The following is a 21,084-nucleotide window of genomic DNA, read 5'->3' as shown; positions in this document are numbered from 1 at the left end:
CGGGGCTTAAACATCCTTTGTCTGGTAATCTCTCGGTGATGCGCCAAGGATGCGTTTGAACATATTGCTGAACGCGGCGGGATTGTCATAGCCAAGGTCCATCGCAATCGTCGTAACCGCTTCGCCTGCCGCCAGCCTTGGCAGGGCGGCAAGGATGCAGGCCTGTTGACGCCATTCGACAAAGCTTGACCCGGTCTCCTTGCGAAACTGCCGGGTAAAACTTCGGCGGCTCATGCCTAGGTGATCGCACCAGTCATCAATGGTTTCATGCGGGGTCGGAGATGCCAGAAACGCCCGGCATTTATCCCGCAATGTCGCCTGTTCCGGCAACGGAAGCGACAGAGGCAGGACCGGCAACCGTTTGATTTCATGTTCAATCAGCGCCATCAATGCACCATCACGACCTGCCATGTCATATTCTGGCGGGACGGCAATGGCTTCGATCAGCAAATGACGCATCAGCGATGAAATTCCGACCACCTTGCACTGATTGTCCGTCGCACCAAGCCGGTCCGGGCGCAGATACAGCGACCGCATTTTGACATCGCCAAACAGGCGGACTTCGTGGATCACCCCGGCCGGGATCAGCATGCCGCGCTGTGGCGGCATCATCCATGCGCCTTGCGGGGTTGATGCCATCAAAGCTCCGGTCATGCCATACAGCAACTGATCGCGATCATGGCGGTGGGCGGCAATCACATGACCATCGGGATAATCCGTCCCCAATGCGATGATCGGTCTTGGAACTTCGCGAAAAGATGACATCAATGCCTGCCTGCGCTGATTGGCCCACTCTCGTAATAAATTGACCCTAACGGGGTGGTGGGCCGTTTTGCAATTTTTATAATGACGATCAACGCACCAAGGTTTTCGTTTAATGTCATTTCAAGGAGGTCCCCGATGAACGAAGCCGTTCTTAACCGTCCGCAGGTGACCCGAACCATTTTGCCGGTTCTGGGCGCGGCCAGTTTCTGTCATTTGCTGAACGATATGATCCAGTCGCTTTTTGTTGCGGCTTATCCGGTGTTCAGGGGCGGCTTTGACCTATCCTTTGCGCAGCTTGGTCTATTGACCCTGACCTATCAGGTGACGGCATCGCTGTTACAGCCCTTTATCGGCCATTTCACCGACCGTCGGCCGCAACCTTATTCCTTGCCGTTCGGTATGGGGATGTCGATGGCGGGGCTTCTGGTGCTGTCCTCGGCAACCAGTTTTGCGATGCTGCTTATGGGCAGTGCGATGCTGGGCGTGGGATCGTCGATCTTTCACCCGGAATCCTCGCGTCTGGCGCGGTTGGCATCGGGCGGGGCGCATGGCTTTGCGCAGTCGCTGTTTCAGGTGGGGGGCAATGTCGGTTCGGCCATCGGGCCGTTGCTGGTGGTGGCAGTCGTTTTGCCGCACGGGCAGGCCAGTTTGGCATGGTTTGCCTTTGCCGCATTGGCCGGTGTTGTGATTCTGACGCTGCTCGGGCGTTGGTATAAACGTAACGGCCATGCCGTGCGTCGACCACGTCTTGTTCATCTGTCGGCAAATCTTCCGGCCCGACGCCAGGTAATTGGCGGCTTGGCGGTTCTGTTCTGTCTGATGCTGTCAAAATGGTTCTATCTTGCCAGCTTCACCAGTTATTACGTGTTTTACCTCATGGAAAAATTCCCGCTGTCAGAAGGCGACGCCCAGATTTATCTGTTCATCTTCCTGGCTTCGGTCGCGGCGGGGACTCTGATCGGCGGATCGGTCGGCGACCGGGTTGGCCGCAAAAAGGTCATCTGGGGATCGATCCTTGGGGCACTGCCCTTTGCACTGATCCTGCCTTATGTTGGATTGGGGGCGACCGTGATGCTCTCGATTGCCATCGGTCTGATCCTGTCATCGGCATTTTCGGCGATTGTGGTCTATGCGCAGGAACTTGTGCCGGGGCGCATTGGTATGATTTCCGGCTTGTTCTTTGGTCTTGCCTTCGGGCTTGGCGGGATTGGTGCGGCCATTCTTGGTGTCATGGCCGATCATTTCGGGCTGGGGCTGGTCTATCAGCTTTGTGCATGGTTGCCAGCCATCGGCTTCCTTGCGATTTTCCTGCCAGATATCGAACATGGCCATACTGCGTGATACGGCAAATCGAAATGACAAAGGCCGCCCATCGGGCGGCCTTTGTCATGGATATGTTGATGGATCACGCCACTTCACGGGCCGGGTAACCGGCATCGTCAATGGCGGCAATCAGGGCTGCGACATCGGGATTGCCGGTCACGGTTACTTCGCCCTTGGCAAGGTCTATATCGGCTTTTTCAACGCCCGAAACGCCTTCGACGGCTTTGGTAACAGTGGCAGCGCAATGGCCGCAGCTCATTTCATCGACTTTCAGTTTCAGCATTCCGGTGGCTCCGTCAGTTTGGATTGGATGATCCGTCTATGGGGCTTCCAGTCGCTGGAAGGTCAAGCGATTATTTACCCAGCAATCTGACGACCGCGTCGGCGGCCGCATCGCTTGATGCCGGGTTCTGGCCGGTCACCAGTTTGCCATCGACAACCGCATGGGATGCCCACATCTCACCGCGTTCATAAAGACCGCCCTGTTTGGTGAATTCATCCTCGATCAGAAGCGGCACGACTTTTTCAAGGCCGACTGCCTTTTCTTCGTCATTGGTGAAACCGGTGACTTTTTTGCCCGACACCAGCGGCTTGCCGTCTTTGGTTTTGGCATTAACGAACGCAGCCGGGCCGTGGCAGACGGCGGCAACCGGTTTGTCCTGTGCGACAAATGCCTCGATCAGGGCGATGGATTTGGCATCAATCGCCAGATCCCAAAGCGGCCCGTGACCGCCAGGATAAAACAGCGCCTCGTAATCATCGGCTTTCAGACCATCAAGTTTCACGGTGTTGGCGAATGCCTTCTGGGCATCGGCATCACCTTCAAACCGTTTGGTCGCTTCGGTCAGGGCATCGGGAACCTGGCTATTGGGATCAAGCGGCGGCTGACCGCCCTTGGGGGATGCCAGCGTGATATCGGCACCGGCATCGCGGAACCGGAAATAGGGCGCGGCAAGTTCTTCCAGCCAGATACCGGTTTTGTGGCCGGTATCGCCCATTTTGTCGTGGGACGTCACAATCATCAGAATACGCATCGTTTTGGTCCTCGATATGTGAATAGGATTTGCACCAAGGATAGGATGCTGATCTAATTTGCGAAAGGTCGAAGAATTGGACAGATTGTCAAATTAAATGAGCGTATGAAATGTCGGCACTGGATGAAGTTCGGGCAATGATGATTTTCGCCCGTGTGGTCGAGGATGGCGGGTTTTCTGCCGCGGCGCGCAAGATGGGGCTGAGCCGTGCTGCGGTATCCCATCAGATCCGGCAGCTTGAAGCCAAACTTGGCGTGCCGCTGCTTCGGCGCAGCACGCGTAATTTCAGCCTGACCGATGCCGGAACGCGTTATTACGACAGTTGCCGGACGATTGCGCTGGAGGCCGAGGCCGCCCGCAAGCGGGTCGAAGTCATGCGTGACGAGCCGGTCGGCAAGATATCGATCACCTCATCGGTCCATCTGGGCACACTTCGGATCGTGCCGATCCTTGACCGGTTTCGCCAGACCTATCCGGGGGTGGCGATTGATGTTCATCTGTCTGACGAGGTTGTCGATCTGATCGGGCGCGGGATTGATATCGGAATCCGGTCCGGGCCCCTCAAAAGCTCAGACCTTAAAAGTTTCAAGCTCTATCAGACCCACCGGATCATTGCGGCGTCGGCGGTGTATGTTGCGCGTGCAGGGCTGCCCGAAACCCCCGAACAGCTCGCTGATCATGACTGGGTGATGTATAGCCGAGTTCCCGAAACCCTGCGTCTGACCTGCGATGATCAGGAAAAATCCATTCGGGTCTCGGGCAGTGTTCGGGTTGATAATGCAACCGCCCGCCTGCAATTCCTGCGCGGCGGGCACGGGCTTGCGGTTGTGCCGTTTTGCGATATTGCCGATGAAATCGCGCGCGATGATCTGGTGCATGTATTGCCGAACTGCAAACTGCCCGATCTTGAAGTTTTCGCCGTGTTTCCGGCTGGTGTGACGCGCAGTGCGAAAATCCAGTCGCTGCTTGATTTCATGCGTCGCGAATTGCGCGACATCGATATGGGCCGCAATGGCGGATAACCGGTTTTGGCTGCTGTTGTCATATTGATCAATCCTGATTGATCGGCTATTCCCCAATAACGCTCTTCAGGGGGAACCATGGCCAAGCTGTTCTTTTATTATTCGTCGATGAATGCGGGCAAGTCGACGACACTTCTGCAATCAAGCTTCAACTATCAGGAACGCGGCATGCAGACGCTTCTGCTAACCGTGGCGTTTGATGATCGTTTTGGTGTTGGCAAGATCGCATCGCGCATTGGCCTTGAAGCCCCGGCCGTCTTGTTTGACGGCAATACCGACCTGTGCGCCCTGATAGGGGAAAAGCTTGATGAAGGCCGGATTGATTGCGTGCTGGTGGACGAGGCGCAGTTTCTGACCAAGGATCAGGTCTGGCAGCTTTCCGATGTCGCCGACAAGCTTGGCGTTCCGGTGCTGTGTTACGGCATCCGTACCGATTTTCAGGGGCAGCTTTTCGAAGGCTCGAAATGGCTTCTGGCCTGGGCCGACAAACTAAGCGAGCTTAAGACAATCTGCCATTGCGGACGCAAGGCCGGGATGGTTCTGCGCGTTGATGAAAACGGCAATACCGTGCGCGAGGGGGCCCAGGTCGAAATCGGCGGCAATGATCGATATGTCTCGGTCTGCCGTCAGCATTTCAAGGAAGCGATGGGCAAATAAGCCGCCCGAATCTCTATTCTTCACAAAAAATGTTTAATCACATCGATTATTCATTTTTAATCAGGAATAAATCAGGGACGCGATTTCCGGTGCGATCAGCTTGTAAGCCACCAGCCACATCACTGCACAAGTCGCACCATCAATGATTTTCCAGGTAATTGGCCGTGCGACATAGGGCGCCAGCCACGCCGCGCCAAGGGCGATGGCAAAGAACCAGACAAAGCTCGCACTCATCGCGCCAAGCGCAAAGGTCAGCCGTTCCTCGGCGGGGAACTGCCCGCCAATCCCGCCCAGCATGACAACGGTATCAAGATAGACATGCGGGTTCAAAAGGGTTACGGCCAGTGTGGTCGATAGAACCGCCTTCCAGCCCGCCTGCCTGACATCGCTTTCTGACAGGGTTTCGGTTTCAAATACGCGTCTTAGCGCGCCAAACCCGTACCAGATCAGAAAGGTTGCACCGCCCCATGCCGCAGCTTTGGTCAGGATCGGGTAGGTGGCAACCAGTGTCCCCAGCCCCGCAACCCCGGCCGCAATCAGGACGGCATCACACAGCGCACAGATGAACGCGACCATTGCCGGATGGTTTCGGCGCAATCCTTGCCCCAACACAAAGGCATTCTGCGCCCCAATCGCAATGATCAATCCGCCGCCAAGGCCAAATCCGGTCGCAAAGATCAGAAGCATTTTTTCATCCCGCAAAATCGCTGTCGATGCGGCAGGGATAGCAGTTTTGAGAAATAAGAAAATAGAATTATAATGATGTAGTATTAGAAAATTTTATGAATGGAATGCGCGCGGCAACGTATGGCCAGCCCCGGTATCGTGCGGTTCGGAAGCTTTTTTAGGCATCACAGTAGTTAGTTGTGACGACAGGTGGCAGTTCTGATGGGGCGGTCCATCCTTGGTGGCAGGCGAGTCTGCTTCGTATCCGTGATGCATTATTGGTGGCAGGTGATCCATTGATGAATATGTGTGTGGCTGGTGGATGAAGTTGGGATAATAAAATGATCGATTACAAGCTGTTGCAGGCCAGTGCCGAGGTGATCCGGCATGGCAGTTTTGAGAAGGCGGCGCGTGATCTTGGCCTGACGCAGTCGGCGATATCCCAGCGGGTCAAGTTGCTGGAAGACCGGTTGGGGCAGCCATTGATCATCCGGTCCAAACCGATTGCCGCGACCGATGCGGGCAAGCGGCTGTTGCAGCATTATCAGCGGGTTAGCCTGCTTGAGCAGGAATTATATGATGAACTGCCAAAGCTGCATTCGGTCAGCCGTTTCGGCCAGATCGCGATTGCGGTCAATGCCGACAGTCTGGCTACCTGGTTTGTCAAAGTTCCCAAAAGGTTATTTCACGAGCTTGACCTGCTGGTGCATCTGACGGTCGATGACGAGGCCCTTAATCACGAGGCACTTCAGGCTGGCACCGTGCTGGGCGCGGTCAGTTTACGGCCTGATCCGATACAGGGATGCCGGGTGCGGCCATTGGGGGCGATGCGCTATATCATGGTGGTGGCACCGGAATTCCGGGACCGGTATTTTGCCAATGGGGTGACGGCGGATGCGTTGCGATCCTGTCCGGCGGTGAATTTTTCGCGCCATGACGAATTGCAAAACCAGTTCTTAAACAGGTATTTCGGATTGGTGCCAGGGGAATTTCCGGCCCACACGGTGCCAAGTTCACAAGGTTTCGTTACCGTGGCCGAGCAGGGTATCGCCTATGCCGTGGTTGAGGAGCATCAGGCGGCGGAAGGTTTACAGAGCGGACGGTTGGTGCAGCCATGCCCGCATGTAATCGAACGGCCGCTTTATTGGCATCACTGGAATATGCAAAGCGGATTGCTGTCGCAGGTCAATGAGATCGTTCTGGGTGAAGCGCGCCATTATTTGCCCCAAATCGGGAACTAAAGGGTTGGGATCGCGTTTATTTTCGGTTTTCGCCATATGGCATAAGGCCGATCCGATTTGCCAATCAGATTTGACAGGGGATGAATTCTGCCGCTTACTCACATGACTTCCAGACTGTGCGCTAACGCCTTATGGAAACAGGAAGATTGAATGTCGCATCGCCTTGTTGCCTGTGAACATTGCGATTACCTGCATGTTGAAGACGACATCCCGCCGGGCTTTGTGGCGCGGTGCGTGCGCTGCGGGTCGCCCTTGTATCAGGCGCAGAAGGGCACTGTGGAACGGCCGCTGGCCTTCGCCATTACCGCACTTGTCCTGTTTCTGATTGCCAATTCATTTCCGATCCTGACCTTTGCCATGGAAGGGCGCACCGAAAGCAACACGCTGCTGAGCGGGGTTGCAACCTTCTGGCAGGAAGGTTTTCCGTTTCTGGCCTTTATGGTCGCGTTAACATCAATTGCGGCCCCGCTGATGCTGATCGGGGCGTATATCTATGTTCTTGCACCGCTTTATTTCGGCTTTGTCGTGCCGGGCCTGCGGGCAGTCTGGCGGGTTCTGGCGGTGATCCGGCCCTGGTCGATGCTGGATGTGTTCCTGATCGGACTTCTGGTCGCGCTGACCAAGCTGACGGATTTTGCAGATGTCATTGCCGGGCCTGCCTTTTATGCGGTTTGTCTGCTGATCCCGGCGACATTGCTGATGAGTACGACGCTGGATCCAAGGACCATCTGGCGGCGACTGGCGCCGGAAAATTTGCGTTATGCGACGCTTGAGGATCTGGAAGAGCTGCGTGCCAATGCCGGGCAGACAAAGGCAACTGGCTGGATGACCTGCGAAACATGCACGTTTGTCGTAACCGATAGTGCTGTACGGGAAACCGGCGGGAAATGTCCACGATGCGGGACGCATCTGCATCATCGCAAGGCAGGAGGCCTGTCGCGGGCGTGGGCGCTTCTGGTGGCGGCGATGGTGCTTTATATCCCGGCCAATATTTTCCCGATCATGACGATCACATATCTGGGACGTGCAGAATCCGATACCATCCTGTCGGGGGTGGCGGTTTTGATGCAATCGGGTGAATGGCCGATTGCGATTGTTGTTTTTACGGCCAGCATCGTGGTGCCGATCCTGAAAATCGTGCTGTTGGGGTGGGTTTATGTTGCAACAGGGTTGGGATTGAGCGGGCCGCTTCGGCAGCGGACGCTGGTCTACCGGATCACGGAACTGATCGGCCGATGGTCGATGGTTGATGTGTTCATGGTTTCGATACTGGCAGCACTTGTGAAATTGGGTAACATTGCAACCGTTGCACCGGGATTTGGTGCCGTGGCCTTCTGTGCCGTGGTTATTTTGACCATGCTGTCGGCGATGGCGTTTGATCCACGGCTGATCTGGGATCGGGCGGGAATGCAAAAGGAACAGGGGATGTCATCATGACGGACGACACCAGCCGGAATGCCGATCAGGGGCAGCCGGGCAGGCCCGAGGTGAAAAAGGCATTTCAGAACCTGCCGGTTATCTGGATCGTGCCGATTGTCGCGTTGATCATTGGCGGCTGGCTGTTATGGCGCGAAGCGTCGGCCAAGGGCCCGGAAATCACCGTAACATTTGAATCGGCCGAAGGACTGACTGCGGGCAAAACCGCGGTGCGGTATCGTGATGTCGATGTCGGGCAGGTGACCGAAATCAATCTGAGCAAGGATTTTGACCATGTCGTGCTGACCCTGCGCATGACATCGGATTTCGAGCCCTATCTGACTGAGAACACCAAATTCTGGGTGGTGCGCCCGCGTGTTTCTGCACAGGGTATTTCCGGCCTGCAAACCATTGTTTCAGGCGCCTATATCGAAGTTGTACCCGATAAATCGGGCAAGGAAGCGCGCGAATTTACCGGATCGGAAGAACCGGAATATGTGCCCGATGGTACGGATGGCACACGCTTTATCCTGATGGCGGAGGAGCTCGGTTCAGTCGCGTCGGGAACCCCGGTTCTGCTGCGCGGGGTCGAGGTTGGCGAGGTCCTTGATACCAACTTGGATTCCGCCGCCGAAAAGGTGTCTATCCCAATCTATATTCGCAAGCCGTTTGATGCATTGGTCAAGCGCGATACGCGGTTCTGGAATTCAAGCGGCATCAGCCTTGATCTGAATGCGGAAGGTTTTTCGGTGCGTGCACAATCGGTGCGCTCAGTGTTGGCTGGCGGGATCAATTTCTATACGCCGGAAGAAAGCCTTAATTCCGAAACAGCGAAATCCGATACGGTTTTCCGGCTTAATGATAATCGCAAACAGGCGGAAATTCTGGCACATGGCATCACCCAGAAATACATGCTGTATTTCGATTCATCCGTTCGCGGGCTGACGCCGGGGGCACCGGTGGAATTCAATGGCATCCGTGTGGGTACGGTCAACAGCGTCAATCTGGAATATGTTGTGCCGAACCAGTCATTCCGGGTGCCGGTCGAAGTCACGCTGGAACCGGAACGGGTACAGATGGTTGGTGGGCAGAATCCCGAAAATACCGACTATGCACAGATCATGGATATTCTGGTCGAGCGCGGCTTGCGGGCGCGTCTGAAAACCGGAAGCTTTATCACCGGTCAACTGTTTGTCGATCTTGGCATGTATCCGGTGACACCTGCCCGGTATCTGGGTGACGGGCAGGCGAGAATTCCCGAACTGCCGACATTACCGCAGAAAATAGACGAGATCAGCAATTCGTTGTCCTCGCTGCTTGAAAAGGTCGAGACATTCCCGATTGAGGAAATCGGTATTCGCCTGCTGGGAACTGTCGAGGGAATGGAGAATATCGTTACATCACCGGCAATCATCGAAGGAATGGATAGCCTGAAACAGGCTGCTGCCGGGGTGAACCAGCTTGTGACGAACCTTGATACCAGCGTATTGCCGGCAACCCAGAAAGCACTGGAAACCGCGCAGGTTGCGCTTGGCGGGGTGCGTGATGTGACCTCGCCCAGTTCGCCGGTCCGCTATAATTTCGAGGAAACCATGAAGGAATTGTCGGCAGCAGCTCGGTCGTTGCGTGATCTTGCCGAATTCCTTGAACAAAATCCGAATGCCCTGATCCTGGGCAAACCGGGCCGCCGGGAGGAAGAATGATGCAGGAATTGCAGATGAAACCGAAAGCAATGGCAAAAATTCGCAATCGTGTGATGGCGGGAATGTTTGTAGCATCGCTGGGAGTTCTGGCGGCATGCAGCACACCGGTTCAGGAACGTTATTTCCTGTTGTCCCCGGATGATGTTTCTGCGCCGTCGGGGGCGGCCAGAACGGCGGTGGTCGGCGTTGGCCCTATCACTATCCCAAGTCATCTGGATCGCAGCCAGATCGTAACACGCAGCAGCGATAACCGGTTGGTGATCAATCAGTTTGATCGCTGGGCCGAGCCACTGGATGAAAACATTCAGCGTGTCCTGGTAGAAAATCTGGATCATCGACTGAGCCCGCAGCGGATCGAGACATTCCCGTGGAATTCACGGGACGGGGTTGTCTGGCAGATCGTGGTGGATCTTGGGCAGTTTGAACGCCAACCGGACGGTTCCGTGCAGATGGCGGCACGCTGGAAAATCGTCAATTTCAATTCCGGCGAAGTTGCCGTATCCGAACGGTTTACTGACACCGTGGTTCCGAAAGACACAACCACCGAGGCAACCGTTGCTGCCATGAGTGATCTTTTGGCGCGACTGAGCGATTCCATTGCCCGGTCTTATCGCTGAAATTTGCCGCAAGGATAGGTTTGGTATAGCCGGTCATACCAAGGTATGTGTATTTTCGGTTGTATGATTGTTTTTTGATGCATCCAGAATGGTAGCTGTTTTACTGGAATACCACGATTTCCGATAACATTTGAAAAGTTCGAATTCGCCCTATTGTTTTCAGAAACAGAATTGCCTTATAAAGAAGTATAAATATAAAAATGATGGGACACGCGCCTGACTGAGTAAGGGCATGCAAATGCCGCCCCCATACAGGAAGTTAGGGAGCCAGTGCGCGTTATGTCGGATACGACCTTTGAAGTAAGGGTTCAGCGTGGGGAACGCTGGATCATTCATTCGACCTTTGATGTCGAAAAAGAGGCGGTTAACGAGGCTGAAAAGCTTTTAAAGACCAAGGTCTCCGCCGTTAGGGTTGTTCGTGATTGGGAACGCGCCGACGGTCGACATATCGAAAAAGTTCTTCTGGAAAAGCAGGGTGCAGGCGAAGACGACGACAAGGATGTGCGTGTCTCGGCGATTGAGGACGCACCGCTTTGTGATTCCGATAACGACCTTTTGCAGTCGGAAAGCCGTGCAACGATCAATCGTTTGCTACGCAAATATTTCGAACAGGAAATCCTGACCCCTTGCGAGGTAATGTATAATTACCAGAATCTGCGCAAGTTGATGTTTCATGATACATTGATGCCGACTGCGGTCGACAAGGTGGCCGGCATTCATGCCAAGGCGACCGATGGCGACCATATCGAGGCCATGAACAAGCTGCATGGTGCGATCGAGCAGTTGGCCGCGCGTGCGCGCGAGGTCGAAAAGGTCGACCTTCCGGCATTTGAAGATGCCACCATTTCCGAAGTCCGTGATGAAATTCGCCGTCTGAACCTTGCGGAGGATACCGACTTTCTGACCATGGTCGCGTTGACGCGGGTGTTGTCGTCAAGCCGCAACTGGGTTGGCAAGCTTGACCTGGCGTTGAAGGTCAAGGGTGACGAGAAAGATGAGGCCGCGCGCAAGCTGCTTGACGATGTTATTGCCGACATTCTGGGATCGCCAGTGGCGTTGAAAGAATTGCTTGGCAGTTCGCGCAGCTTTGGCGATGCCGTAATCCTGCATATCGATCTGGCGTTGGGGCGGGCGCGTGGCAATCGCGGTTCAGCCGATGATATTCTTGAATTGCTGAACCCGCTGTTTGGTTCGGGCTTGCTGGCAACGTCGCAGGAAGTCCTGTTTGATTATATCGTTCGCGAGTTGCGCAGTGCGAACAGTCTGACCCGTCATGAAAGCGATCCTGATCCGCTGGTCGGTATTCTGGACCGGTTGGTGAGTGAGAAGGGCGTTGTTTACGGGGCGCCGATGGTATCGGCCCTGGCCGAGCGCGGCGCGCGTCTTCGCAATGTTGGTGGTCCGCGTGCCATGATTGACGGGGTGGCGGAAATCAACGGTCGCATGGGGCCGAATTGCCGCAAGATGGCCTGGCTGCTGGCAGTTATGAATTCCGGGATTGTCGAAGATTTCGGGGACGAAGTTTTCGATATGCTGATGGATACGGTCAAGGATATGCGGGCATTGCGCGCATTTTGCGACAGTGATGCCAAACCACGTGACAAGATGGCGACGGTCACCGTGATGAATGATGCGCTTCAGGCATCGAAACTTTCCGACGAACAGAAACAGCGCATTGGCGACAAGCTTGACGAGGGGCTGGCGGATTATCTGGTGCGTGAAAAGGTGATCGAGCGGATCGACAATCCGTCGCTTCATCTGCGCAAGCGTGCCTATATGCTGGTGCAATTCTGTTCGAGTGGTGTTCTGATTGAGGGGAAATCGGCATCCATGGCCCGAAAAAGGGTCGTCGGCTATCTGAAACAGCCGAATTTTACCGACAAGCTTGTTGATGACATCAAGGATATGACGGCCAAGGAAGGCACGATACGTGATTTCTATGCCCTTTTGCAGCGAAGCGGTTTTTAGGGCGGCCGATCCAGAGTTTGGTGGGGAGACGCAGTAAAACTGCGAAGAGGCACACCCCGCGAAGATTGTGGCAACAGATGTTGTGGCAAGATTCGTGGGGTGTTTGTCATTGTTGCCAACAATAACCTGAGGCATGCTGTATTCCTAATGAACGGGGATTGCCATGCCAGACAGCACAACCAGCACGAAAACCGTCGCCTGCCTTGCCTTTGACGATGTCATGAGCCTTGACGTTGTCGGGCCGTTGCAGGTTTTTGCCTCAGCCAATGCCGAACTGGAACGGCAGGGGCGCGAACGGGCCTATGAGTTGCTGGTGATTGCCGATGCGGCCGGGCCGGTGCTGACATCAGGCGGGTTCAGGCTTTATGCCGATCTGGATTGGCGGGACCTTGATCTGGATGAAACCGATACTGTCCTGATTGCTGGTGGCGATGGTGTGAACCGGTTGCGCCAGCGCCAGGATATTCTGGAATGGCTGGCGCGGGCAGAATGCCACGTCGAGCGACTTGGCTCGGTTTGTTCCGGTGCGCTGATCCTGGCCGAGGCGGGGCTTCTGGACAACAGGATGGCCACCACGCATTGGTCACGCTGCGACGAGATGCGCGCGCATTTCCCGAAGGTCAATGTGATCGAGGATCGACTGCATAGCTATGACGCGACCGGTATGGACGGTGATCCGCATATCTTTACATCCGCCGGAGTAACGGCGGGCATTGATCTGGCGCTGGCATTGGTCGAGGCGGACCACGGCCGGGCGATTGCCCTTGCCGTGGCGCGACGGCTGGTGATGTTTTTAAAACGACCGGGCGGGCAGGCGCAGTTTTCGGCCTATCTGACGCCTGCCATTGGGGCGACCGCGCAGCTTGCCGGGCTGCTGGAATGGATACCGGGCCACTTGGACGGTGATTTGTCGCTGGAGGTTCTGGCAAATCGTGCGGGGATGTCGGCCCGGACATTTTCACGTGTTTTCACCCGCGATCTTGGCATGACACCGGCACGTTATGTTGAACGGGTCCGGATTGAAGCCGCACGTGCCCTTTTGCAGGATGATGCGATGACCGTGACGCGCGCAGCGCGGCTGTGCGGCTTTGGGCATCCTGAAACCCTGCGCCGGGCCTTTCAACGCCATCTGTCGGTCAGTCCGCAGGAATATGCCGACCGTTTCGGACGAAGGCCGATGGCCGTTCCGGTTTAGGCGAACGGCGAAGATATTTTCGTAATCATCTGTTTTTATTGGAGTTGGCAACATGTTGTTACTGACCAATGGATCGGTGCGTCTGCTGTTTATTGCCCAGGCGCTTTATTGGTCCTGCTCGCTGATCGGGATCACCCTTACATCCCTGATCGGGATTGATCTGGCCCCTGTGCCGGAGCTGGCGACCCTGCCGCTGGCGTTATTGTTGCTGGGCAACCTTGCCTGTGTGCATCCGCTGGCGATGATCATGCAGCGTTATGGCAGGCGGACCGGATTGTTTCTGGGCGCGGTCAGCGGTGTGCTTGGCGGTGCCGTGGTGGCGGGTGGTGTTTATCAGGCAGAGTTCAGTCTGGTGTGTCTCGGTACATTGCTGATTGGTGGCTATCAGGCATCGGCGATGTATTACCGTTATGCTGCACTAGAAGCGGTGCGTGATGATCAGAAGGGCCGGGCGGCTGCGCTTGTGGTGGGCGGCGGCGTTCTTGCGGCCCTGATTGCGCCGGAAATTGCCAGTCATACCCGCAATATGGTCGCGATCCCCTTTACCGGATCGTATCTGGCACTCGCCGGGCTGGCGGCATTGGCGGCGTTGATCATGTTGATGTTGCGGGATGGCGGGGTTCCGGCAAAAACCAAGACGGGCGGGGCGGTTATGCTGGAACTTCTGAAACGGCCAAGGCTGCGCGGGGCGATTGCAGTCAGTGCCGCAGGGCATGGCATCATGATCCTTGTTATGACGGCAACACCGCTTGCGATGAAGTTTTGCGGGTTTGATGTTGATACGGCGGCGAATGTCATTCGTTGGCACATTATCGGCATGTTTTTACCGGCCTTTGTCGCCGGACCGATGATTGACCGGTTTGGCGCGCGTTTGATGGCGCTGGTTGGCGCGATCGCACTCGTGTTCAGTGTCGCCTTTGCTGTATCGGGGATCAGTTTTTCGGCATTCCTGATCAGTTCGTTCCTGCTTGGGATTGGCTGGAATCTGATGCTGCTGGCGGGGACGACGCTTTTGGGCGAGGGGCATGACGCATCGGAACGCGGCCATGCGCAAAGCCTGATGGAACTTGGCAACAGCATTACCGGGACGGTGGCATCGCTTGTGGCAGGTGCGCTGATAGCCGGGGCGGGTTGGAACATCATTAATTTCGGTGTTTTGCCTGTACTGGTGATGGCGATGATCCTGATGTGGCTTGGCGGGCGGCAGGCGGTGACGCAGCGGGCATAAGCCAGATAAAGAAACCGCCGGTCCATGGACCGGCGGTTCGAGTTGCAGGGCGAACGGGGAGTTTCGCCCCGGCGCGATCTCGTTTCGCGTGGTATGGCGGGCGGGATGAACCGGCCGCGATCCGGGCAATAAAAAACCGGCCATCAGGCCGGTTGGGCGTTTAATGTCGGGCTGTTGGCCGCGACGAATTCCTTGATCTTCTGCAGAACAAATTCGCGTGATGAATTTTCACGGGTGCGAAACAGGACTTCGCGATCGTGAATTACAAGGCCAAGATAGACCGGATTGTTGTGGCCTTCCTTGCTGAGTTTCAGGGCGCGAAGGGTATGACCAAGGTCATCCGTGCTCTGATAAACGGTACGCATGATGCTTTAACCTGCTTTCTGTCTCGAACGGGCTCAAACGGGAAAAAGAAGCTTACATTGCTCTTATGACAGCCAAGTTTTTCGCTGAGATGAAAGCAATATGATGGTTTGGAGACTCTTTTGGTCCTCAACCGGAAAAGGCAATGGCAAAGCCCTTCAAAAAGCTGGTGGTTTCATTCAACGGTTTTGATAAAAGAAAACGGGCAGGACGCCTGTTTCCAGCATTGACATGGGCTGATGCGATGTTTAAGAAAGGCGTCGTTCCGCACGGAACACCAAAGAGATAAGGGCAAGTGGCCGAGTGGCTGAAGGCGCTCCCCTGCTAAGGGAGTATGGGGTCAAAAGCCCCATCGAGGGTTCGAATCCCTCCTTGTCCGCCATTGATCAAGGCACCCCAAAAGGGTGCTTTTTTCTTTTTGGTCGGGAATAAAACAATCATTTCAAACGTTATCGTAACAGGCGGGATCGCCAAAGGTGATCCTAGGCCTCATCTATCATGGATCAGCTCAATAACCCGAAGAGGTTGCGATGACATATGTTGGTGAGTTTAAATCCATTGCCAAACCGCTGCTGATTGTTGGTTCTACTATGCTGGCGGTGACGGTTCTGAGCGTTACGGCGGCAGCTGCCAAGCCAACCCCGATGCAGGTAGCACCGCGGGCCGAAATTGCGCAATCGAACGGGTTCAGCGAACAGGAACGGCGCATCATTCTTGATGTTCTGGATGCGGTAGATCAGAATATTGCTGGTGATGATCGCGGTAAGGGCGGCAAGAACAAGGACAACGGCAAGGGTAAAAACGGGTTGCCTCCGGGTATTGCCATGAAGCTTGAGCGCGGCGGTACCTTGCCCCCGGGGATTGCCAAGCGCGACCTTCCGGCCGATTTGCGGTCACGCCTGCCTTATCGTTCGGATGCCATTCGCCAGATTGTCGGCAGTGATGTGGTCCTTATTGAAAAGGGGACCGACATCATCCTTGATGTGATCCGCGACGTTGTGCGCAACTAGTATCGGATGCGCTATGGATAAAGAAAAACGCGGTGAAAATCTCTCCGCGTTTTTTGTTTGCGCCTGCGGTCTTATGATCAGGTGAAGGCGTTGAAGGTGATGATCGTTTGCGTATCCTTGATATGGGGCAGCAGATGGATTTTTTCGTTCACATAGCGCCCGATATCCTGACCGTCTTCGATATAGACCTTCACCAGCAGTTCGAACGGGCCCGAGATCGAATAGACTTCCGATACACCTTCGATTTCCTCGACCAGTGCTGTGGCAACGTCATAGGCTTTGCCCAGATCGCATTTCACGAAAATGAAAAAGGGGTGCATCGGTGCGGCTCCGGTATTTGGGGATAAAAATTATGCCCCAAGCTATCGCGGTGCGGCGGTGGTTTCAATCATTACTGAGCCGAAAGTGCGCCTTCATGACGATTGCGGCGGACGGCGCAGTATTTCCAGATGCTTGATGCGGGCACGCACCTGTTCGGGGTTATGTTGACCAACCCCTTCAAGCAGGGTTTCAAGCATCACCATGCTGGCAGCCGAGCTATCCCAAGTCGTTCCGGTTTCGATGCGGACCGGAAAGACATGCCGGGCGAATTGCGCAATCGGGCTGAGCCACTGGTCCGTGAAAAGAATGATTTTGGCGTCCTGTTTCGCCGCGGCTTCGGCAAAGGCAATGACATCGGCCTGATAACGTCGGACATCAAAAACCAGCAGAACATCACGTTTGCCGATATCCAGAAGGTCTTCGGCCCATTTGGCACTTTGGCCCGAGACGCGCCGAACATGGCTTCGCATGGTGCGCAGATGTTCATAGGCATAAACCGCAAGGGCGGATGTAAACCGCCCGCCCAGCAGATAAACCGATCCTTTGCAATCACCGATCAGTTCGATGGAGCTTTGCAGTTCGGCCGGATTGATATTGGCAAGGCTTGTGCGGATGTTGCTGATGGTGGCCTCAGTCATTTCATGAAGCAATTCGCCCATTGGATGGCCGGAATGATTGCGCGAACGGGGCAGGCTGCTTCGGGTTAGGGGCGATTGCAGGCGGGCTTCGAGTTCACCGCGCAGGCGCGCCTGCATATCGGGATAGCTGTCAAAGCCGATCTTGCTGGCAAAGCGCAGCACCGTCGGGGCGGAAACGCCACACCGTTCGGCAAAGGTCGCCACGGTTTCAAGCCCGGCCATTGGATAGTTGCCAAGCAGGGCCTGCGCCAGCTTGCGTTCCGATGCGGTCAGTGTATCGGCTTTTTGCGTGATCTGTTCGGCGACTGTCGGTTTCGTTGCCTGCTGCTTCGCATCCAAAGGCGATATTTCCCCGGTTATGCCATTCGCACGGAATGGCCAAACATCCGCAAATTGCGCTTATGCATTGTTCGGGCGCGGTTTACCTTGTCTGACCTACAAATACAATGATTGTAACGAATTTTACAATATTTGATATTCTTGTTATCAAAATTGAAATCATGTAACGTTCGTTACAGAAGGGATAAAACCCGTGCCGCGAAAAGCGGTGCAACAATTCAACGGCTTGGCAAAAGTCGGTCGCCCGGGAGGCGGTTCATCACACGGTACGGCCTTGTAAAAGGTGGTGCAGACAAGGGGATGCAATATGGGTTGTCAGGGCTGCGGATACTTCCATCCAGATTTGGTGACGATGTCGAACCTGCCGGGTTTTTTCTGGCGGTAAGGCATTTCAGATCACCGTTCGTGTCCTTCGGATGCGAACGGAGGGGATCATATTTGCAGATGGCAGACCAACCGCTGTTGCGACCGATAAAACAGGGAGATGTTGGGGTGGCGTTAGATGCCTGAATTTATCAAGACCTACGTCAGATGGGTCGATTGTGTGAACCGCATCATCGGCCGGTTTGCGATGTATCTGATCTTTGCGATGCTTGCGGTGCTTTTGTATTCCGCTGCGACCAAGCTGATGGAATTTCCGGCCCTTTGGACGCTGGAAACAGCGCAGTTCCTGATGGTGTCGTATTTCCTGCTGGGCGGGGGATATTCCATGCAGCTGGACTCGCACGTTCGGATGGATTTGCTGTATGGCGCCTTGTCGCCGCGCAAACAGGCCGGGCTTGATGCGATCACGATCCTGTTTCTGATCTTCTATCTGGCGTTTCTGTTGTATGGCGGCGTTTCATCCACTTCCTATGCGTTCGAGTATGGCGAAACCAGTTATTCAGCCTGGTCGCCGCCGATGTCGCCGATCAAGGCGATCATGACCTTTGGCGTATTCATGATGTTGCTGCAGGCCATTGCGACCTTTTTTAAAGATGTGGCAGCCGCCCGCGGGGAGAGCCTTTCATGAGTTATGAAATGATCGCTCTTCTGATGTTTTCCACGATGATGCTGATGCTTCTGACCGGGAAACGGGTTTTTGGTGCCATTGGTTTTGTTGCCGTTGTTTTCGCCCTTGGCATGTGGGGGGATGGCGGTTCTGAAATGGCGTTCAGTGCCGCGATGAAGCTGATGAAGTGGTATCCGCTTCTGACGCTGCCGCTGTTTGTCTATATGGGCTATATGCTTTCGGAATCCGGTCTGGCCGATGATCTTTACCGGATGTTTCATGTCTGGATGGGGCCGGTGCGCGGTGGTCTTGCCATCGGGACGATTGTTTTGATGGTGGCGGTTTCGGCCATGAACGGGCTGAGTGTTGCGGGCATGGCGATCGGGGCCAGCATTGCGTTGCCGGAACTTTTGCGGCGCGGCTATGACAAGGTCATGGTGACCGGCGTGATCCAGGCGGGCAGTTCGCTTGGCATTCTGGTGCCGCCAAGTGTGGTTCTGGTGCTGTATGGCATGATCGCGCGTCAGCCGGTCGGGCAGCTTTGGCTGGCGGGGGTGTTCCCCGGGCTGCTGATGGCGGGCATGTTCATCATCTATATTGCCATTCGCTGCTGGCTGCAGCCCAGTATGGGCCCGGCATTAAGCAAGGAAGAACGCGCGGAAATCACATGGGGCGAGAAGGTCGGCTTGCTGAAAGCCGGGATCGTTCCGCTGTTCATCTTCTTCTCGATGACCGGTCTGTTCCTGATGGGGATTACGTCGCTTGTTGAAAGTTCAGCCGTGGGAGCGCTTGCCGCGACCCTTGCCGCCTTGTTCAAGCGCCGCCTGACCCGCGTTGTCATGGAAGAAACCCTGCGCAAGACGCTCTCGATCAGCTGCATGTTCATGTGGATCATTCTGGCGGCCCTTGCCTTTGGTGCCGTTTTTGACGGCCTGGGTGCGGTCCGGGCGATTGAAAGCTTCTTTGTCGATCAGATGGGGCTTGGCCCGTGGCAGATCCTGATCATGATGCAGATTTCCTTCATCCTGATGGGCATGTTCCTTGACGACACCGCGATGCTGGTGATCGTCGCACCGCTTTATGTGCCGCTGGTTGGTGCACTTGGTTTTGATCTGGTCTGGTATGGCGTGCTTTATACCATCACCTGTCAGATCGCTTATATGACACCGCCGTTTGGTTACAATCTGTTCCTGATGCGTGCCATGGCCCCGCCAGAGGTGACATTAAAGGACATCTATAAATCCATCACACCGTTTGTGATCATCATGGCGATGGCGCTTGGCATCGTGATGGCGTTCCCGCAGATCGCGCTGTGGCTGCCGGAATGGCATTACGCGCGGTAAGCAAATGAACCCGATACCGGCGGGGTCGCAGAAGGCCCCGCCGTTCAAAACAAAATTAATTCAGGGGAGGTTTAAATTTCCAACAAGAGGAGGCGCTGCCAGACCCGTAAGGCGGGCAGGGCAGTTAATTAATGCGTTAACGAACTTCATCGATCAGGGAGATGATACAATGACGACGAGACGCGACTTTATGAAAAAAGCCGGTGTTGCAACCGCAGTAGCCGGTACCACGGCGTTTGCCGCACCTTATGTCAAGGCGCAGAATGCCAAGATCACCTGGCGTTTGCAGACCTATGCCGGTCCGGCACTGGGCGAGCATGTGATCAAGCCGGCGATTGATGCCTTTAACAAGGTCGCCAATGGCGAAATGGAAATCGAACTTTACTATGCCGATCAGCTGGTTCCGACCGGCGAGCTGTTCCGTGCCATGCAGCGCGGCACCATTGACGCGGTTCAGTCCGATGATGACTCGATTGCGGCTCCGGTGGATATTTCGGTCTTTGGCGGCTATTTTCCGTTCGCGACCCGTTACAGCCTTGACGTTCCGGTCCTGTTTGAAGAATACGGCCTGAACGAAATCTGGGACGAAGCATATAGCGAAGTCGAAGGTGTCAAATGGCTTTCGGCCGGTTCGTGGGACCCGTGCCATTTTGCAACGGTTGATCCAATCAACAGTCTGGAAGACCTTAAAGGCAAGCGTGTCTTTACCTTCCCGACGGCGGGTAAATTCCTGTCGCGCTTTGGCGTTGTTCCGGTCACCCTGCCGTGGGAAGACATCGAGGTTGCCGTTCAGACCGGCGAGCTTGACGGAATAGCATGGTCGGGCATCACCGAGGATTACACGGTCGGTTGGGCCGATGTGACCAACTATTTCCTAACCAACAACATTTCCGGTGCATGGTGTGGTTCGTTCTTCGCCAATGAAGAACGCTGGAACGAACTTCCGGAACATCTGAAAGTTCTGTTCAAGCTGTGCATGGACAGCTCGCACTATTATCGCCAGCATTGGTACTGGGGTGGTGAAGCCAAACTTCGTACCCAAGGCACGAAGATGAAGCTGACCTCGATCCCGGATGCGGAATGGGCGACGGTTGAAGCCGAAGCACATAAATTCTGGGACGAGATTGCACAGACTAGCCCGCGTTGCGCCAGAGTCGTGGATATCTTCAAGCAGTATGCTGCGGTGATGGAAAAAGCCGGCAAGCCGTATCGTTACAGCTAAGCCCGTCGGGAACGGTCAATTT

22 protein-coding genes and 1 tRNA gene are annotated in these 21,084 nt (G+C 55.1%); 16 read left to right on the top strand and 7 right to left on the bottom strand.

The genetic code is table 11. The features are described 5' to 3' along the window. Positions 1-6: 6 nt before the first annotated feature. Complete coding sequence (locus J7395_RS16050) at positions 7-765, bottom strand: helix-turn-helix transcriptional regulator (protein ID WP_209222362.1); 759 nt, start codon at positions 763-765, stop codon at positions 7-9. A gap of 135 nt (positions 766-900) precedes the next feature. Between J7395_RS16050 and J7395_RS16045 the strand changes: the two genes are divergently transcribed. Continuing rightward, positions 901-2,106 carry an MFS transporter gene (locus J7395_RS16045; protein WP_209222360.1) on the top strand — a complete coding sequence of 402 codons (1,206 nt, stop codon included), beginning with the start codon at positions 901-903 and terminating at the stop codon, positions 2,104-2,106. A gap of 64 nt (positions 2,107-2,170) precedes the next feature. On the opposite strand, the gene J7395_RS16040 is transcribed toward J7395_RS16045, so the two are convergent. After that, positions 2,171-2,371 (bottom strand): heavy metal-associated domain-containing protein, encoded by a 201-nt coding sequence (locus tag J7395_RS16040; protein ID WP_209222358.1) that lies wholly within the window; start codon positions 2,369-2,371, stop codon positions 2,171-2,173. A 70-nt stretch (positions 2,372-2,441) separates the two neighbouring features. After that, on the bottom strand, positions 2,442-3,122 hold the full coding sequence (locus J7395_RS16035) for a type 1 glutamine amidotransferase domain-containing protein (RefSeq protein WP_209222356.1): 681 nt from the start codon (positions 3,120-3,122) through the stop codon (positions 2,442-2,444). Between the two features lie 110 nt (positions 3,123-3,232). On the opposite strand from J7395_RS16035, the gene J7395_RS16030 reads away from it, so the two are divergent. Next, a complete protein-coding gene (locus J7395_RS16030) occupies positions 3,233-4,144 on the top strand; it encodes a LysR family transcriptional regulator (RefSeq protein WP_209222354.1) in 912 nt (303 codons plus the stop codon). Positions 4,145-4,222: 78 nt separating this feature from the next. Continuing rightward, the gene (locus tag J7395_RS16025) at positions 4,223-4,801 is read left to right on the top strand and encodes a thymidine kinase (protein ID WP_007089895.1); all 579 of its coding nucleotides are present in this window, start codon (positions 4,223-4,225) and stop codon (positions 4,799-4,801) included. A 60-nt stretch (positions 4,802-4,861) separates the two neighbouring features. On the opposite strand, the gene J7395_RS16020 is transcribed toward J7395_RS16025, so the two are convergent. Further along, on the bottom strand, positions 4,862-5,488 hold the full coding sequence (locus J7395_RS16020) for a LysE/ArgO family amino acid transporter (RefSeq protein ID WP_209222352.1): 627 nt from the start codon (positions 5,486-5,488) through the stop codon (positions 4,862-4,864). A 320-nt stretch (positions 5,489-5,808) separates the two neighbouring features. On the opposite strand from J7395_RS16020, the gene J7395_RS16015 reads away from it, so the two are divergent. The 7 genes from J7395_RS16015 (at position 5,809) to J7395_RS15985 (ending at position 14,835) form a co-directional block, all read left to right on the top strand. Beyond that, entirely contained in the window at positions 5,809-6,708 is a 900-nt protein-coding gene (locus tag J7395_RS16015) for a LysR family transcriptional regulator ArgP (protein WP_097050354.1), read from the top strand. A gap of 150 nt (positions 6,709-6,858) precedes the next feature. After that, positions 6,859-8,145, top strand: a complete 1,287-nt coding sequence (locus tag J7395_RS16010; protein ID WP_209222351.1) for a paraquat-inducible protein A — start codon at positions 6,859-6,861, stop codon at positions 8,143-8,145. After that, positions 8,142-9,827 carry an MlaD family protein gene (locus J7395_RS16005; RefSeq protein ID WP_097050352.1) on the top strand — a complete coding sequence of 562 codons (1,686 nt, stop codon included), beginning with the start codon at positions 8,142-8,144 and terminating at the stop codon, positions 9,825-9,827. The genes J7395_RS16010 and J7395_RS16005 overlap by 4 nt, the downstream gene beginning before the upstream one ends. A gap of 14 nt (positions 9,828-9,841) precedes the next feature. Next, the gene (locus J7395_RS16000; protein ID WP_170954030.1) at positions 9,842-10,444 is read left to right on the top strand and encodes a PqiC family protein; all 603 of its coding nucleotides are present in this window, start codon (positions 9,842-9,844) and stop codon (positions 10,442-10,444) included. Positions 10,445-10,723: 279 nt separating this feature from the next. Continuing rightward, positions 10,724-12,412 (top strand): hypothetical protein, encoded by a 1,689-nt coding sequence (locus tag J7395_RS15995; RefSeq protein WP_209222349.1) that lies wholly within the window; start codon positions 10,724-10,726, stop codon positions 12,410-12,412. Between the two features lie 163 nt (positions 12,413-12,575). Continuing rightward, positions 12,576-13,607, top strand: a complete 1,032-nt coding sequence (locus tag J7395_RS15990; RefSeq protein ID WP_209222347.1) for a GlxA family transcriptional regulator — start codon at positions 12,576-12,578, stop codon at positions 13,605-13,607. 52 nt (positions 13,608-13,659) lie between these two features. Further along, positions 13,660-14,835, top strand: a complete 1,176-nt coding sequence (locus J7395_RS15985) for an MFS transporter (RefSeq protein WP_209222345.1) — start codon at positions 13,660-13,662, stop codon at positions 14,833-14,835. Between the two features lie 143 nt (positions 14,836-14,978). On the opposite strand, the gene J7395_RS15980 is transcribed toward J7395_RS15985, so the two are convergent. Next, complete coding sequence (locus tag J7395_RS15980; protein WP_062949104.1) at positions 14,979-15,200, bottom strand: hypothetical protein; 222 nt, start codon at positions 15,198-15,200, stop codon at positions 14,979-14,981. A 143-nt stretch (positions 15,201-15,343) separates the two neighbouring features. On the opposite strand from J7395_RS15980, the gene J7395_RS15975 reads away from it, so the two are divergent. From J7395_RS15975 to J7395_RS15965, 3 genes are all read left to right on the top strand, one after another. Continuing rightward, on the top strand, positions 15,344-15,487 hold the full coding sequence (locus J7395_RS15975; protein ID WP_156484562.1) for a hypothetical protein: 144 nt from the start codon (positions 15,344-15,346) through the stop codon (positions 15,485-15,487). Next, positions 15,488-15,580 (top strand) — tRNA-Ser (locus J7395_RS15970). A 148-nt stretch (positions 15,581-15,728) separates the two neighbouring features. Next, the gene (locus tag J7395_RS15965; protein ID WP_209222342.1) at positions 15,729-16,208 is read left to right on the top strand and encodes a hypothetical protein; all 480 of its coding nucleotides are present in this window, start codon (positions 15,729-15,731) and stop codon (positions 16,206-16,208) included. Positions 16,209-16,285: 77 nt separating this feature from the next. Here J7395_RS15965 and J7395_RS15960 read toward each other — a convergent pair whose 3' ends face one another. Both J7395_RS15960 and J7395_RS15955 read right to left on the bottom strand, forming a co-directional pair. Next, positions 16,286-16,528: an Lrp/AsnC ligand binding domain-containing protein gene (locus J7395_RS15960; RefSeq protein WP_007089884.1), complete on the bottom strand. Its 243-nt coding sequence runs from the start codon at positions 16,526-16,528 to the stop codon at positions 16,286-16,288. 93 nt (positions 16,529-16,621) lie between these two features. Beyond that, positions 16,622-17,506, bottom strand: coding sequence for a MurR/RpiR family transcriptional regulator (locus J7395_RS15955; protein WP_209222340.1), 885 nt, complete (start codon positions 17,504-17,506; stop codon positions 16,622-16,624). 502 nt (positions 17,507-18,008) lie between these two features. On the opposite strand from J7395_RS15955, the gene J7395_RS15950 reads away from it, so the two are divergent. The 3 genes from J7395_RS15950 (at position 18,009) to J7395_RS15940 (ending at position 21,062) form a co-directional block, all read left to right on the top strand. Then, on the top strand, positions 18,009-18,518 hold the full coding sequence (locus tag J7395_RS15950; RefSeq protein ID WP_062960025.1) for a TRAP transporter small permease subunit: 510 nt from the start codon (positions 18,009-18,011) through the stop codon (positions 18,516-18,518). Continuing rightward, positions 18,515-19,840, top strand: coding sequence for a TRAP transporter large permease subunit (locus tag J7395_RS15945; protein WP_062960024.1), 1,326 nt, complete (start codon positions 18,515-18,517; stop codon positions 19,838-19,840). The genes J7395_RS15950 and J7395_RS15945 overlap by 4 nt, the downstream gene beginning before the upstream one ends. Positions 19,841-20,009: 169 nt before the next feature. Continuing rightward, positions 20,010-21,062 carry a twin-arginine translocation signal domain-containing protein gene (locus J7395_RS15940; protein WP_114110301.1) on the top strand — a complete coding sequence of 351 codons (1,053 nt, stop codon included), beginning with the start codon at positions 20,010-20,012 and terminating at the stop codon, positions 21,060-21,062. Positions 21,063-21,084 lie beyond the last annotated feature (22 nt).

It is taken from the genome of Thalassospira sp. A3_1 (assembly GCF_017744215.1).
Classification (GTDB): Bacteria; Pseudomonadota; Alphaproteobacteria; order Rhodospirillales; family Thalassospiraceae; genus Thalassospira; species Thalassospira lucentensis_A.
This window is presented reverse-complemented; position numbering and strand designations above follow the sequence as displayed.

Excerpts from the sequence above, each read along its gene's own strand:
- J7395_RS16035 (WP_209222356.1), bottom strand. The coding sequence starts at position 3,122 with ATGCGTATTCTGATGATTGTGACGTCCCACGACAAAATGGGCGATACC.
- J7395_RS15960 (WP_007089884.1), bottom strand. The coding sequence starts at position 16,528 with ATGCACCCCTTTTTCATTTTCGTGAAATGCGATCTGGGCAAAGCCTAT.
- J7395_RS15990 (WP_209222347.1), top strand. The coding sequence starts at position 12,576 with ATGCCAGACAGCACAACCAGCACGAAAACCGTCGCCTGCCTTGCCTTT.
- J7395_RS16000 (WP_170954030.1), top strand. The coding sequence starts at position 9,842 with ATGAAACCGAAAGCAATGGCAAAAATTCGCAATCGTGTGATGGCGGGA.
- J7395_RS16025 (WP_007089895.1), top strand. The coding sequence starts at position 4,223 with ATGGCCAAGCTGTTCTTTTATTATTCGTCGATGAATGCGGGCAAGTCG.
- J7395_RS16040 (WP_209222358.1), bottom strand. The coding sequence starts at position 2,371 with ATGCTGAAACTGAAAGTCGATGAAATGAGCTGCGGCCATTGCGCTGCC.
- J7395_RS16005 (WP_097050352.1), top strand. The coding sequence starts at position 8,142 with ATGACGGACGACACCAGCCGGAATGCCGATCAGGGGCAGCCGGGCAGG.
- J7395_RS15965 (WP_209222342.1), top strand. The coding sequence starts at position 15,729 with ATGACATATGTTGGTGAGTTTAAATCCATTGCCAAACCGCTGCTGATT.
- J7395_RS16030 (WP_209222354.1), top strand. The coding sequence starts at position 3,233 with ATGTCGGCACTGGATGAAGTTCGGGCAATGATGATTTTCGCCCGTGTG.
- J7395_RS15945 (WP_062960024.1), top strand. The coding sequence starts at position 18,515 with ATGAGTTATGAAATGATCGCTCTTCTGATGTTTTCCACGATGATGCTG.
- J7395_RS16020 (WP_209222352.1), bottom strand. The coding sequence starts at position 5,488 with ATGCTTCTGATCTTTGCGACCGGATTTGGCCTTGGCGGCGGATTGATC.
- J7395_RS16010 (WP_209222351.1), top strand. The coding sequence starts at position 6,859 with ATGTCGCATCGCCTTGTTGCCTGTGAACATTGCGATTACCTGCATGTT.
- J7395_RS15975 (WP_156484562.1), top strand. The coding sequence starts at position 15,344 with ATGGCAAAGCCCTTCAAAAAGCTGGTGGTTTCATTCAACGGTTTTGAT.
- J7395_RS15995 (WP_209222349.1), top strand. The coding sequence starts at position 10,724 with ATGTCGGATACGACCTTTGAAGTAAGGGTTCAGCGTGGGGAACGCTGG.
- J7395_RS16050 (WP_209222362.1), bottom strand. The coding sequence starts at position 765 with ATGTCATCTTTTCGCGAAGTTCCAAGACCGATCATCGCATTGGGGACG.
- J7395_RS15980 (WP_062949104.1), bottom strand. The coding sequence starts at position 15,200 with ATGCGTACCGTTTATCAGAGCACGGATGACCTTGGTCATACCCTTCGC.
- J7395_RS16045 (WP_209222360.1), top strand. The coding sequence starts at position 901 with ATGAACGAAGCCGTTCTTAACCGTCCGCAGGTGACCCGAACCATTTTG.
- J7395_RS16015 (WP_097050354.1), top strand. The coding sequence starts at position 5,809 with ATGATCGATTACAAGCTGTTGCAGGCCAGTGCCGAGGTGATCCGGCAT.
- J7395_RS15985 (WP_209222345.1), top strand. The coding sequence starts at position 13,660 with ATGTTGTTACTGACCAATGGATCGGTGCGTCTGCTGTTTATTGCCCAG.
- J7395_RS15950 (WP_062960025.1), top strand. The coding sequence starts at position 18,009 with ATGCCTGAATTTATCAAGACCTACGTCAGATGGGTCGATTGTGTGAAC.
- J7395_RS15940 (WP_114110301.1), top strand. The coding sequence starts at position 20,010 with ATGACGACGAGACGCGACTTTATGAAAAAAGCCGGTGTTGCAACCGCA.